The sequence below is a fragment of the Eubacterium multiforme genome (assembly GCF_030813415.1).
In the GTDB taxonomy this organism is placed as follows: domain Bacteria; phylum Bacillota; class Clostridia; order Clostridiales; family Clostridiaceae; genus Clostridium; species Clostridium multiforme.
Window position 1 is genome coordinate 601,680 of sequence record NZ_JAUSUF010000001.1, and the last position, 13,870, is coordinate 615,549.

15 protein-coding genes and 1 riboswitch are annotated in these 13,870 nt (G+C 29.0%); of the genes, 11 read left to right on the forward strand and 4 right to left on the reverse strand.

Annotation, left to right across the window (positions count from 1 at the left end; translation table 11 throughout):
- The first annotated feature begins 5 nt into the window (after positions 1-5).
- Both J2S18_RS16395 and J2S18_RS02785 read left to right on the forward strand, forming a co-directional pair.
- On the forward strand, positions 6-239 hold the full coding sequence (locus J2S18_RS16395) for an IS3 family transposase (protein ID WP_370873749.1): 234 nt from the start codon (positions 6-8) through the stop codon (positions 237-239).
- Positions 240-479: 240 nt separating this feature from the next.
- Positions 480-728 carry a CPF_0552 family protein gene (locus J2S18_RS02785; RefSeq protein WP_307482923.1) on the forward strand — a complete coding sequence of 83 codons (249 nt, stop codon included), beginning with the start codon at positions 480-482 and terminating at the stop codon, positions 726-728.
- A 252-nt stretch (positions 729-980) separates the two neighbouring features.
- Here J2S18_RS02785 and J2S18_RS02790 read toward each other — a convergent pair whose 3' ends face one another.
- The 3 genes from J2S18_RS02790 to J2S18_RS02800 form a co-directional block, all read right to left on the reverse strand.
- The gene (locus J2S18_RS02790; RefSeq protein ID WP_307482925.1) at positions 981-1,865 is read right to left on the reverse strand and encodes an LPXTG cell wall anchor domain-containing protein; all 885 of its coding nucleotides are present in this window, start codon (positions 1,863-1,865) and stop codon (positions 981-983) included.
- A 472-nt stretch (positions 1,866-2,337) separates the two neighbouring features.
- Positions 2,338-2,487 carry a DUF6019 family protein gene (locus J2S18_RS02795; RefSeq protein ID WP_307482926.1) on the reverse strand — a complete coding sequence of 50 codons (150 nt, stop codon included), beginning with the start codon at positions 2,485-2,487 and terminating at the stop codon, positions 2,338-2,340.
- Between the two features lie 34 nt (positions 2,488-2,521).
- Complete coding sequence (locus J2S18_RS02800; protein WP_307482929.1) at positions 2,522-2,731, reverse strand: DUF4177 domain-containing protein; 210 nt, start codon at positions 2,729-2,731, stop codon at positions 2,522-2,524.
- Between the two features lie 382 nt (positions 2,732-3,113).
- Between J2S18_RS02800 and J2S18_RS02805 the strand changes: the two genes are divergently transcribed.
- From J2S18_RS02805 to grdD, 9 genes are all read left to right on the forward strand, one after another.
- Positions 3,114-4,127, forward strand: coding sequence for a PTS sugar transporter subunit IIC (locus tag J2S18_RS02805; RefSeq protein ID WP_307482932.1), 1,014 nt, complete (start codon positions 3,114-3,116; stop codon positions 4,125-4,127).
- A gap of 168 nt (positions 4,128-4,295) precedes the next feature.
- Positions 4,296-4,409, forward strand: a riboswitch (glycine riboswitch).
- Between the two features lie 112 nt (positions 4,410-4,521).
- Complete coding sequence (locus tag J2S18_RS02810; RefSeq protein WP_307482934.1) at positions 4,522-4,902, forward strand: GrdX family protein; 381 nt, start codon at positions 4,522-4,524, stop codon at positions 4,900-4,902.
- Between the two features lie 24 nt (positions 4,903-4,926).
- Positions 4,927-5,844: a thioredoxin-disulfide reductase gene (gene trxB, locus J2S18_RS02815; RefSeq protein WP_307482936.1), complete on the forward strand. Its 918-nt coding sequence runs from the start codon at positions 4,927-4,929 to the stop codon at positions 5,842-5,844.
- A 50-nt stretch (positions 5,845-5,894) separates the two neighbouring features.
- Entirely contained in the window at positions 5,895-6,224 is a 330-nt protein-coding gene (gene trxA, locus J2S18_RS02820) for a thioredoxin TrxA (RefSeq protein ID WP_307482940.1), read from the forward strand.
- A gap of 74 nt (positions 6,225-6,298) precedes the next feature.
- Entirely contained in the window at positions 6,299-7,585 is a 1,287-nt protein-coding gene (locus J2S18_RS02825) for a glycine/sarcosine/betaine reductase component B subunit (RefSeq protein ID WP_307482941.1), read from the forward strand.
- 31 nt (positions 7,586-7,616) lie between these two features.
- The gene (grdA, locus tag J2S18_RS02830) at positions 7,617-8,090 is read left to right on the forward strand and encodes a glycine/sarcosine/betaine reductase complex selenoprotein A (RefSeq protein ID WP_307482944.1); all 474 of its coding nucleotides are present in this window, start codon (positions 7,617-7,619) and stop codon (positions 8,088-8,090) included.
- 106 nt (positions 8,091-8,196) lie between these two features.
- Positions 8,197-9,498 carry a glycine reductase complex selenoprotein B gene (gene grdB, locus J2S18_RS02835; RefSeq protein ID WP_307482947.1) on the forward strand — a complete coding sequence of 434 codons (1,302 nt, stop codon included), beginning with the start codon at positions 8,197-8,199 and terminating at the stop codon, positions 9,496-9,498.
- A 123-nt stretch (positions 9,499-9,621) separates the two neighbouring features.
- Positions 9,622-11,160 (forward strand): glycine/sarcosine/betaine reductase complex component C subunit beta, encoded by a 1,539-nt coding sequence (gene grdC, locus J2S18_RS02840; RefSeq protein WP_307482950.1) that lies wholly within the window; start codon positions 9,622-9,624, stop codon positions 11,158-11,160.
- Positions 11,161-11,173: 13 nt separating this feature from the next.
- Positions 11,174-12,328, forward strand: coding sequence for a glycine/sarcosine/betaine reductase complex component C subunit alpha (grdD, locus tag J2S18_RS02845; protein ID WP_307482951.1), 1,155 nt, complete (start codon positions 11,174-11,176; stop codon positions 12,326-12,328).
- 139 nt (positions 12,329-12,467) lie between these two features.
- Here grdD and codA read toward each other — a convergent pair whose 3' ends face one another.
- On the reverse strand, positions 12,468-13,730 hold the full coding sequence (gene codA, locus J2S18_RS02850) for a cytosine deaminase (RefSeq protein ID WP_307482953.1): 1,263 nt from the start codon (positions 13,728-13,730) through the stop codon (positions 12,468-12,470).
- Between the last annotated feature and the right edge of the window lie 140 nt (positions 13,731-13,870).

Below are 13,870 nucleotides of genomic sequence, written 5' to 3' on the forward strand. Positions count from 1 at the left end.
AAAAAATACTACATATATTTAAAGCGCATAATGGTAATTATGGTTCTAAAAGAATTTCTGAAGAACTATCTAAAAATGGAATCTATGTTAACAGAAAGCGTATAACACGTTTAATGGGTATTATGAATTTATATCCAAAAAGAACTAAATATAGTTATAAAACATATAAAAAAAATTTTTCTAATATTAAACATCAAAATCTATTAAAAGAATTATATGAATCTAATGAAAATTTATAAAGTATAAATATTGTATATTTTTTCATAATTATAATAGTTATAGCTTATTTTTATTATTGTCTACTTCTTAGGGGTTAGTTAATTATATAAAATTTATATATTTTTTAATAGTATTAAATTTATATACTAATTTTATATATCCTTGTTAAAAATATAATTATATCCATGTATTATTTAAAGGATTTATATTTATAATATAGAATATATGAATTAAAAGTAATTATTTTAGGAGGTATTGTCATGTTTTCAATTATGTTAATAAAACTATCACCAAGAAATGAAATAGCACCACAGGTACAAAAACTTTTAACTGAATATGGATGTATAATTAAAACAAGACTAGGTATTCATGAGGCAACTGTGGATAATTGTTCAAGGTCTGGATTAATAATATTAGATCTTTTAAATGAAAATAAGGATGAAATAAATTCCTTAAAAGAAAAGTTAAATGAATTAGAAGGTGTATGTGCTAAAATAGTTGAAGTTTAGATTTAAATTGCTAATTTTAGTAATTATAGGTAGGGACTGTAGATAATTTTGTGTAATATAGGTTCTTTGAAATTAAATATTACTGGAAATTTTAGTTTCCAGTAATATTTTTTTATTATCGATTTTACAAAAAAACTAGAGGATTAATTAAAATTAATCCTCTAAATTTAATCCTTATTTAATTTTTAAGTATACCTTTTAATTGCCTTGATTTTAATTTGTCTACTATATACTTATTTATAAAATTAAATACTATCTTCTCTTTTTAAATATTGTAAATATTCCAGCTGAAGCTACTGATAATCCACCTAAAATACTAGCAATTCCTTCAATACCTGTTTTAGGAAGAATTCCTTTTGACTCTTCTTTAGTATCTTCTACCTTTTTTTCTTCATTCTTTTTAGTATCTTTAGTATCTTTAGCTACTTCTCCTGCATCTTTTATGTCTTTTACTTCTTGACCCTTTGCATTTGCTTCTTTTGCAGCCTTTTCCCATGCATCTTGACCCTTCTTTTCTTGATCTTTTATAAGATTATTTTCTGCTTCTCCTGCATCCTTCATATCTTTTATTGCTTGATCTTTTGCATTTGCTTCTTTTGCAGCTTTTTCCCATGCATCTTGGCCCTTCTTTTCTTGATCTTTTATAAGATTGTTTTCTGCTTCTCCTGCATCCTTCATATCTTTTATTGCTTGGTCTTTATCTTTATTTGCAGCCTTTTCCCATGCGTCTTGACCTTTCTTTTCTTGGTCTTTTATAAGATTATTTTCCTTTTCGCCTGCTTCTTTCATGTCTTTTATTGCTTGGTCTTTATCTTTATTTGCAGCCTTTTCCCATGCGTCTTGACCTTTCTTTTCTTGGTCCTTTATAAGATTATTTTCCTTTTCGCCTGCTTCTTTCATGTCTTTTATTGCTTGGTCTTTATCTTTATTTGCAGCCTTTTCCCATGCATCTTGGCCTTTCTTTTCTTGATCTTTTAAGAAATTACTTTCTGCCTCTCCAGCTTCTTTCATCATAGCTTCTGCACTTTTTGTTTCTGCTGCTTTAGCAACGCCTGTATTTACTGCTATACCAGTTCCCACAATTGCGGTACACACTAAACCCTTTGCGATTATTTTATTAATTGCTTTCTTATTCATAACTATTCCTCCTATGTTTATTAAAATTATTATTATGTGATTGACTTTCTAAAAGTTAACCTTCAAAAAAATCAAATTCACATATTATATGTACTAAAAATATAAAAATACGCAATTTATGCATCCTTTACTCACACACAATACCATTGTTTATATTTTATTTCAATATTTGCTAAATAAGGAAATATAATTATTTTGTTTTATTTATTTTAATTTTATTAATTTTTTACATAAAAAATAACCATTTAATTAAATTTTTTCATTATCATTGTTAAATATCCAATTATTTCATATAGATATCACTGTTATTTTTTCTAAAATATTACATTTTATCTAATATCTTTTATTAATTTATAATTATTATTTTCTAATTCTATTTAAATGAACATATTTTAATTTTGTAAAAAATTTAGGGGATCAATTAAAATTAATCCCCTAAATCTAATTCTTATTTAATTTTTAAGTATACATTTTATTCATCTTGATTTTTAAACTTTCCTAATTTTGATTCATTTATACCATTTTTCACAGCCAACTTAATAACATAATAAAAAATAACTACTCCAATTAGACTTGTTAATATTGTTAAAAGACTTATAAAAACAGGCCCATACTCTATCATAATATAATACTCCACTAATAATTATTTTAATATTTTATAAATCTATTTTCCTTTCAAAAATTACTTCATAACAATAAGCTGTAAAAATTCCTGTTTTCTCATTTGCTGGAATAAAAACTTGTTTTAATCTCCAACCATCTTTTGATTCATCTACAATAACTTTCTTACATCTATCAAAACCTTCATCTTTTTTTGAATTTAAAAAATGTTCAAAAGGTATTTTAACAAATTTATATTCGTACATAATTTAATTACTCCTTATTATATAATATCATTTGGAATTTTTATCCATAAATATTATACAATAAATATTTCAAGATTATAATATATTTTCAATAATTTGGTTAAATAATTTTTTTCTTCAGGAAATATCTTTTATGATTTTGTGGACAATCTTCTAAAACTCCATACATTTAATTCAAACGATTATATATATTTAACTTTATATATAATTCATTTAAGTATTATTTCAATTGATTAATTAACAAAATTAAAATTTTTATTATATTTTTTTAAAAATATTATTGAAAAAACCTTCAAAAAATAATATATTTATATCTCTAGCATAAATTCATATAACAATTTATAAAAATATGTATAATTACTAATTCTAAGGAGGAAATTTAATGCAAATATTAATTGGAACAACTCTTTTACTTATAGTATTAGGAATATTTACATTATTTAGTTACAAAGCACCTAATGGAATGAAAGCAATGGGAGCATTAGCTAGTGCTGCCTGTGCAAGTTTTTTAGTTGAGGCATTTCATTCTTCATTTTTTGGTGATGTATTTAATATAGAATTTCTAAAAAAAATCGGTATGGCAAATGGATCTTTAGGTGGAGTTGCTGCTGCAATCCTTGTACCTTTAACATTTGGTATTTCTCCAGTATATGCTGTACTAATAGGTTTATCCTGTTCTGGACTTGGAATATTGCCTGGTTTTATTGCAGGATATTTAATGTCATTTGTCATTAAGTTTATAGAAAAAAAAGTCCCAGGAGGTTTGGATTTAATAGTTATAATTATATTCGTAGCTCCTCTAACAAGATTTATAGGTGATTTTATGACTCCAATAGTTAACTCAACATTATTAAAAATTGGTCAAGTTTTAATTGCATCAGCAGATTCTAATCCAATAATAATGGGAATAATTCTTGGAGGAATAATAACAGTTGTAGCTACTGCCCCTCTTAGTTCAATGGCTCTAACTGCTATGCTTAATCTTACTGGAATACCAATGGCTATAGGCGCCCTATCAGTGTTTGGATCATCTTTTTTAAATTTAATATTTTTCCACAAAATGAAATTTGGAAGCAAAAAAGATACTATATCAGTTGCTATAGAACCTTTAACTCAAGCAGATATAATTTCAGCTAATCCTATTCCAATTTATATAACTAATTTTATAGGTGGCTCTTTATGTGGTATTATAATAGTTTTAATGGGTCTTAAAAATATGTCACCTGGAACAGCAACTCCTATAGCTGGATTGGCTGTAATGTTTGCATACAACCCTGCTCTTAAAGTATTTTTAGCAGCTCTTGGATGTATTATTGTAAGTTTAGGTAGTGGATATTTAGGATATATTATTTTTAAAAATCATAAAATACATACAGCATCTGAAATTAGGGAATAATTTTTTATAATTTATAATAAATTAATTATTAGATGTAAAAAATTACTTTTATAATGAAATTTTAGATTAAGTATATAAAATTTCATTAACAAAAAATAAATTATTACAAAAATATATATATTTTTCCATATTAAATTGGTATAATGAATTTAAAGAGAATAAATGTGAGTGACTTAATAGGGAGACTATTATAATTATTATTAATTATAATGGCCGAAGGTACAAACAATGAAAAATTCCTTTCATTGTGAATTTCTCAGGCAAAAGAACCTATTAATGACACGTTTCTGGAAAGCGAAAGCACCGAAGGAGTAAATCTCTCAGGTTCTAAGACAGAATAGATGGTTAAGCCATTTGTTCTGTCTTTTTTTATCATCTTAAAGGAGGATATAAAATGTTAACTAACACTAAAGTAATAACAAATAATCCTATGACTAAAGAAAATATTCCAGAATATCTTCAACTAGATTATGTTGATGGTACTGTAGAAGATGTATTTAAAAAAGTTCGCGACTATGTTCATAATGGACACATTTTACTAACTCATCCTTTAATGAGCAGTGTAAAGCCTAATGAAACTCCTTATAGAACAGTACTAATATCTACAAAAAAAGAAGATGATGTTGATATGGAATCTCTTCAAATAATAGAAGATTCAATGATGTCTTTAAATAAATTTATAAAGATGTTTAAATGCCCAAACTGGAATGAAAAAATCAAAAAGGATTTTATGATTATCGACTATGACCTAATTAATAATGTCATAAATAAATAAAAATATAAAAAGGAGGGATTATATATGAGTCATGTATACGATACCATAATAATTGGTGGTGGTCCTGCTGGTCTTTCAGCTGCACTATATGCTGCAAGGGGCAAATTAGATACATTACTTATTGAAAGAGCAAAATTTGGTGGCCAAGCTGCTACAACAGCTGATCTTGAAAATTATCCAGGATCAATAGATGATTGTACAGGTCCAGCTTTAATTGCAAGAATGAAAGAACAAGCAGAAAGTTTTGGTACTAAATTTGAAAAAGATGAAATTACAGATGTCCAATTAGAAGGAGAAATTAAAACTCTTTCTGGTAAAAAAGGTACCTATGAAGGTAAAACAATAATTATAGCTACTGGTGCATTTCCAAGATTAGCTGGTTTTAAAAATGAATGTGAATTAAGAGGTAGAGGTGTCTCCTACTGTGCAACTTGTGATGCAGATTTCTTTACAGACTTAGACATTGCTGTAATAGGTGGTGGAGATTCTGCTCTAACAGAAGCTTTATATCTAACTAAATTTGGTGAAAGCGTAACTATAATTCATAGAAGAGATCAATTTAGAGGAGCTAAATCTTTAGTTGATAGAGTTAAAGATAATCCTAAAATTAATTTAATATATGATTCTGTAGTTGAAGAAGCTGTTGGAGATGAAATATTAGAAAAATTAATTCTAAGGAATGTTAAAACTAATGAATTAAAGGATTTAGAAGTAAATGGATGCTTTGTATTTGTTGGATTCCTTCCAATTTCACAACTATTTAAAGGCAAGATAGATATGACTGAACGTGGAGATATAATAACTGACGAAGATATGAGAACTAATATTCCAGGAGTATTTGCTGCTGGAGATGTTAGAAAAAAAGTATTACGTCAAGTAGTTACTGCTGCAGCTGATGGTGCACAAGCTGCTACTTCTGCTGAAGCTTATCTAAATGAATAAAGTTAATTAATTAAATTTAATTATAATTAAAAATGAAGGGAGATTTTAAAATGCTTGAACTAAATAAAGAAAACTTTGAAAATGAGGTACTAAAATCAGAAAAACCAGTATTTGTTGATTTCTGGGGTGATAAATGTGAAATTTGTAAAGAATTAATGCCAGGAGTACATGGATTAGAAGAAAAGTATGGAGACAAGATTAAATTCTCAAGCCTAAATATCTCATCAGCTAGAAGACTTGCTATAGGACAAAAAGTTTTAGGTTTACCTACAATGGCAATTTATAAAGGTGGAGAAAAAGTACAAACTATTACTCCAGATAAGATAAGTTCATTAGATGATGTTGAAAACTTTATAAAATCATTCTATGAAACTTTATAATTATCTATTTATTTTAGCAAACAATTTAATATTTAAATAAATTGTAATTTTAAAATTTATATGGAGGTGAAAACATGCGTCTAGAATTAGGTAATATTTTCATTAAGGACATCCAGTTTAGTGAAAAAACAGAAGTTAAAGAAGGTGTTCTTTATGTAAATAAAGAAGAATTGCTAGAGGAAGTCAATGTGGATGAAAGAATTAAATCCCTTGACTATGATATTGTTAGACCAGGAGATGAAACAAGAATTATACCTGTAAAAGACGTACTAGAACCAAGAGTTAAAGTTAGTGGAAATGGAGGAATATTCCCAGGTTTCATTAATAAAGTTGATACTGTAGGTTCTGGAAGAACTAATGTATTAAAAGGTGCTGCTGTTGTTACAACAGGAAGTGTAGTTGGTTTCCAAGAAGGTATAATTGACATGTCAGGAGAAGGTGCAAAATATACACCATTTTCAAAAACAGTAAACTTAGTTGCAATCTGTGAAGTTAATGAAGGTTTAGAAAAACATCATCATGAAGAAACTTTAAGAATGATGGGTTTACGAACTGCAACATACTTAGCAAGATGTGCTAAAGATTTAGAACCAGATGAAATCAAAACTTTCGAAACTAAACCATTATTAAAACAAGTTGCAGAATATCCTGACTTACCAAAGGTAGTCTATGTATATATGCTACAAACTCAAGGCTTACTTCATGATACATATGTATATGGAGTAGATGCTAAAAAAATAATTCCAACATTTATTTATCCAACAGAAGTTTTTGATGGAGCTATCATAAGTGGTAACTGTGTTTCAGCCTGTGATAAAAATCCAACTTATGTTCACTTAAATCATCCAATTATAGAAGATTTATATGATAGACATGGTAAGGATATAAACTTCTTAGGCTGTGTTATTACAAATGAAAATGTATATTTAGCAGACAAGCAAAGAAGCTCAAATATGACTGCTAAATTAGTTGAGTTCTTAGGAGCTGATGCAGTTATAATTTCAGAAGAAGGTTTTGGTAACCCTGATGCTGATTTAGTTATGAACTGCAATAAAATTACTGATAAAGGAATTAAAACTGTATTAGTTACAGATGAATATGCAGGACAAGATGGTTCATCTCAATCATTAGCTGATTCAACTCAAAAGGCTGATGCTGTTGTAACTGCTGGAAATGCAAATCAAGTTATAACCTTACCTCCTATGAAAAAGGTAATAGGTCATCCTGAAGCTGCTAATATTATAGCCGGTGGTTATATGGGAAGTTTAAAAGAAGATGGATCAATTAATGCAGAAATACAAGTTATTACAGGAGCTACTTCTGAAGTTGGCTTTAATTACTTATCTGCAAAAGGATATTAAAAAATATTTTATTTTGAAAGGAGCATAAAAAATGCTAGAAGGAAAAAAAGTTATAGTTATTGGAGATAGAGATGGTATTCCAGGTCCAGCTATAGAAGAATGTGTTAAAAGTGCTGGAGCTGAAGTAGTTTTCGCATCAACAGAATGCTTTGTTTGAACAGCCGCAGGAGCTATGGATCTGGAGATCCAACAAAGAGTAAAAGATTTAACTGAAAAATATGGTGCAGAAAATGTAGTTGTTATATTAGGTGGAGCTGAAGCTGAAGCTGCTGGTCTTTCTGCTGAAACAGTTTGTGCAGGTGACCCAACATTTGCAGGACCTTTAGCTGGAATCGAATTAGGATTAGGTGTTTACCACATAGTAGAACCAGAAATAAAGGAAGAATGTGATGCTACTATTTATGATGAACAATGTGGCATGATGGAAATGGTTTTAGATGTAGATGAAATTTGTAATGAAGTTAAATCAGTAAGAGATGAATATTCAAAGTTTAATAAACTATAATTTTTAAATTAAACTATTTCTATAAAAATTATAAATAGTAATTTATCTAGATTCTATAAAAATACTAGAATCCTTAAATAAAATAAAAACTAAGGAGGGAGAAAGAATGATTAGAGTTGTTCACTATATAAACCAATTCTATGCTGGTATAGGTGGCGAAGAAAAAGCTGATTATAAACCAGAACTTAGAGAAGGTTTTGTAGGTCCAGGAATGGGATTAAATGGCCTATTTAAAGGAGAAGCACAAATAGTAAACACTATTATTTGTGGTGATTCATATTTTAATGAAAATATGGATGAGGCAAAAGCTGAAATCATTGAAATGGTTAAAAAATGTAATGCAGATTTATTTATTGCAGGACCTGCTTTTAATGCTGGTAGATACGGAGTTGCCTGTGGTAGCATATGTAAAGAAGTTGAAGATGTACTAGGCATTAAAGCTCTTACAGCAATGTATCCTGAAAATCCTGGTGTTGATTTATTTAAAAAATATTTATACATTGTTGAAACAAAAAATAGTGCAGTTGGTATGAGAAAAGCCCTTCCAGCTATAGCAAAACTTGCATTGAAAATAGCTAAGGGAGAAAAGATAGGAAGTCCAGCTGAAGAAGGCTATATTGAAAGAGGAATAAGAGAAAATTATTTTGCAGAAGAAAGAGGCGCAAAAAGAGCTGTTAACATGCTTGTTAAAAAGCTTAAAGGTGAGGAATTCCAAACAGAATTTAAAATGCCAAACTTTGATAGGGTTACACCAAGTAAACCTATTTTAGATATAACTAAAGCAAAAATTGCAATAGTTACATCTGGTGGTATAGTTCCAAAGGGAAATCCAGACCATATTGAATCATCCTCAGCTTCAAAATATGGTGAATATGATCTTGAAGGTGTTTATGATTTAACAGAAGAAACTTTTGAAACAGCACATGGTGGATATGATCCAACTTATGCAAATGAAGATGCTGACAGAGTTATTCCAGTTGATGTTTTAAGAAGTATGGAAAAGGAAGGAAAAATAGGTTCCCTTTATAGATACTTCTATTCAACAGTTGGAAATGGTACAGCTGTTGCATCATCTAAAAAATTTGGTAGTGAAATAGGCAAAAAGTTATTAGATGCTGGAGTGGATGCCGTTATACTTACTTCCACTTGAGGAACTTGTACACGTTGCGGTGCAACTCTTGTTAAAGAAATTGAAAGAACAGGCTTACCTGTAGTTCATATGTGTACAGTAACACCTATATCACTTACAGTTGGTGCTAACAGAATAGTTCCAACCATAGCAATACCACATCCTTTAGGTAACCCAGCACTATCTAAAGAAGATGAGTATGAATTAAGATATAGATTAACAGAAAAAGCTTTAAAAGCTCTTCAAACTGAAATAGAAGACCAAACATTATTTGAATAAAAATTTTTGAATATTAATTAAGGTTTTTAACCTATGAAAAATCAAATATTTTTTAAATAAAAATTTGGAAGGCACTAGGCTAAAAAGTTCCTGGTGCCTTTTTTAAATATAGGAGGAATGAGTATGGAATTTCCAGTAATTAAAAAAAGTTCTTATGTGTTAATTGATGTTCCAGATATGGTTATCCATAATGGTACAACTCAAACTATAGAAAGATTATCAAATCCTAATTCAGAATATTTAAAGGAAATAAGAAGTCACTTAAGACCTTTTAAAGATGTTGTTGAATATGCTCCAAACCAAACTTATATAGGTAATATGGATCCAGTTGAATTATCTGAAAGAAAAAGACCTTGGTATAATGAAAATGTAGAAGGTGCTTCTAGGTATGGTAAATTTGGAGAAATAATGCCAGAGGATGAATTTTATATATTACTAAAATTATCTGACTCTTTTGATTTAGTTAAATTAGAAAAAGATTTTGTACAATTAACAAAGGAAAAACTTTTAAATCACCCTCTTTTAAAAGATAAATTATCCTCTATTAAAGAGGGAGAAGATATTAGTGAAATAAATAAATTAGTAGAAGATCATATAGCAGAAGGTTTATATATAAATGATAAATTAGTAGGCTGTGTTAAGAGGGCTCATGAATTTGATGTAAACCTTAACGCTCATACTTTAATTGAAAATTTAGTAGTTAAAGCATCAGGTGCACTATCTTTAATGCATTTATGTGATGGAAATAATGTAAACCCTGAAGATATAGATTATATAATAGAATGTTCTGAAGAAGCTATTGGAGACATGAACCAAAGAGGTGGCGGTAATGTTGCTAAAGCTGTTGGTGAAGTAGCTGGATGTAAAAATGCTACTGGTGTTGATATGAGAGGTTTCTGTGCAGGACCTAGCCATGCATTAATAACTGCTTCTGCCCTTGTAAAATCAGGAATATATAAAAATGTAGTTATAGTTGGTGGTGGATGTACTGCAAAACTTGGAATGAATGGAAGAGATCACGTTAAAAAAGGTCTTAAAATACTAGAAGATTGCCTTGGTGGATTTGCAATTTTAGTAAGTGAAAATGATGGTGTAAACCCAGTTCTTAGAACTGATATTGTAGGAAGACATACAATAGGTCATGGTGCTTCTCCACAAGCTGTACTAGAAGCTCTTGTTTTAGATCCATTAGAAGAAGCTGGTCTTAAAATAACTGATATAGATAAGTTTGCTCCAGAAATGCAAACTCCAGATATAACAGAACCTGCTGGTGCTGGTGATGTTCCAACTCAAAACTATAAAATGATTGGTGCCCTAGCAGTTAAAAAAGGTCAATTAGACAGAAAACAATTACCAAACTTTGTAAAAGAAAAAGGTTATCCAGGATTTGCTCCAACTCAAGGACATATCCCATCAGGAGTACCAATAGTTGGACATGGTGTAGATAAAATATTAAATGGTGAATTAAATAACTTTATGATTATAGGTAAAGGTAGCCTATTCCTAGGTAGAATGACAAATCTTTTTGATGGTGTATCTATTGTTGTAGAAAAGAATGAAGGACTACAAAAAGAAGAAAATCAAATTACTAAGGAAGAAGTTAAGACCATGGTAGCAGAAGCTATGAAGGATTTTGCTGCTTACTTAATGCAAAATAATTAAGGAGCGTGATATCATGGAAAATAATAATGCAAAAAAACTTATTGGTGAAATATTTAATGAAATAGCTGATGGAATATCTACTGGTAGTTTTGGACCTAAAGTAAAAATTGGTTTAACTGTTTTAGGTAGTGAACATGGAATAGATGAAATGATTTCTGCCGCTAAACTTGCAAAGGACAAGTATAAAGATTTTGATATAGTTTTAATTGGTGGAAATAAAATTCCTGATTTTGAAGTAATTGAAGCTACTACTCCAGAAGAAGGTCATCATAAAATGATTGAACTTTTAGAAAGTGGCTATATAAACGGCTGCGTAACTCAACACTTTGATTTTCCAATAGGTGTTTCAACTGTTGGAAAAGTTGTAACTCCTGGAAAAGGAAAAGAAATGATAATTGCAACAACAACTGGAACAACATCTACTAATAGAATTGAAGGAATGCTATTAAATACTATTAGTGGAATAAGTGTTGCTAAAGCTTTAGGAATAAATGAGCCTAAAATTGGAATTTTAAATATTGAAGGTGCTAGAAAAGTTGAAAATCTTTTAAAGGAATTAAAAGAAAATGGTTATAATATAGAATTTGCAAAATCAGGTAGAGCTGATGGTGGCGCTGTTATGAGAGGTAACGATTTATTAGCTGGAACACCTGATGTTATGATATGTGATTCTTTAACTGGAAATTTATTAATTAAAATGTTCTCCTCCTTTACAACTGGCGGCTATTATGAAACTTTAGGTGCTGGTTATGGTCCAGGAATTGGAGAAGATTATAATTATCTTGTAAACATAGTTTCAAGAGCATCTGGTGCTCCACTTATATGTGAAGCCTTAAGATATTGTGCAACTTGTGCTCAAAATAAAGTTTTAGAAAAGGCTAATTTAGAATTTAAAAATGCTAAAAATGCTAAATTAGATGAAATAATTGCAAAAGGAACTGCTGAAAAGAAAATAGAATCTAAAGAAATTAAAATGCCCCCTAAAAAGGTAGTAACAGAAGCAATTGCTGGAATCGATATATTAGAACTTGATGATGCTTGCAAAGTTCTTTGGAGTAATTCTATTTATTCAGAAAGTGGTATGGGCTGTACAGGTCCTGTAGTTTTAGTAGCAAAGGAAGATATTGATAATGCTATAAAAATACTAACTTCTGAAGGATATAAATAATTATAAATTTTTAAAGCTATAAAAAATTTACCCCATAGAGTACACCTAAAAGATCTACTCTATGGGGTTTTTCTATTATTTTTACATTAAAATAAAATTAAGGATATATTTAAAAATATACCCTTAATTTATATGATAGCTATTTTAATAAAGTTATTTTTGTATCAATTACTTCTGGTTCTCTCTTAAATAGGAATTCTCCTTTTCTAACTGAACAGTTAATTCCTACTCTTTCAAGTATTGCATCAAATTCATTTTTTGCATTTAAAACTATAAAGTTAGCATCCTTTCCTACTTCTATACCATATTTATCTTCTATATGAAGAGTTTTTGCACCATTTGTTGTAATTAAATCTAAAGCGTTATTAATTTCATCAAAAGACATCATATGACATATATGAATTCCTGAATCTAATATATTCATTAAATTACCATTTCCTAATGGATACCATGGGTCTGAAATTGAATCCTGTGCAAAACAAACATTAATTCCTGCATCATTTAATTCCTTAACTCTTGTAAGTCCTCTTCTCTTTGGATATGTATCATATCTTCCTTGTAAATGAATATTTTCTGTTGGACATGATATGAAATTCATCTTTGATAATTTTAAAAGTTTAAATAATTTAAATGCATAAGCATTATTATATGAACCCATAGCACAAGTATGACTTGCTGTTGTAAGTTCTCCAATTCCATTCATATAAGATTCTGCTGCTAATAATTCAACAAATCTTGATTGATCATCATCAGTTTCATCGCAGTGAACATCAATTAATTTATTATACTTCATTGCAAGCTCTACAGTTTTCTTAACTGACTTCTCTCCCATTTCTCTTGTAAATTCAAAATGAGGAATAGCTCCAACTACATCAGCACCCATTTTTAATGCTTCCTCTACTAATTCATCTCCACCTTTATATGAATACATTCCTTCTTGTGGGAATGCTATAATTTGTATATCAACAATATCCTTTACTTCTTCTTTTAATTCCATAATTGCTTTTAAGCAAGTAAAATTTGGATCTGTTACATCTACGTGAGTTCTAAGATATTGAGTTCCATATAATATTTCCTTTTTTAAAGCAATTCTAGCACGCTCTTTTACTTCTTCTACTGTCATATTTCCTTTTGTTTCAGACCATCTTTGAATTCCTTCAAAAAGAGTACCTGTTCCATTACTTGCACCAGGCATACGAGCTGTATACACATAATCTAAATGAATATGTGGATCAACATAAGGTGGTACAACTAAGTCTCCCTTTAAATCATAACTTTCTACATCTTTATATTTTGCAGAAAGATTTGGACCTATTTCTTTATAAACACCATTTTCAACAAGTAAATCAACTAATGTTTCATTTCCTTTTAATCTAGCATTTTTAAATAGAATAACTTTCATTATAAATAATCTCCCTTCAATTTTGGCAATTTACTTTTATTAATAATTTACATTATTTTTAGTAGTAGCCTTTCAATAAGGGAAGTTTATCACGAAAATATTACCCAGTCATTGTATCAAATATACAATAATATTTTAAT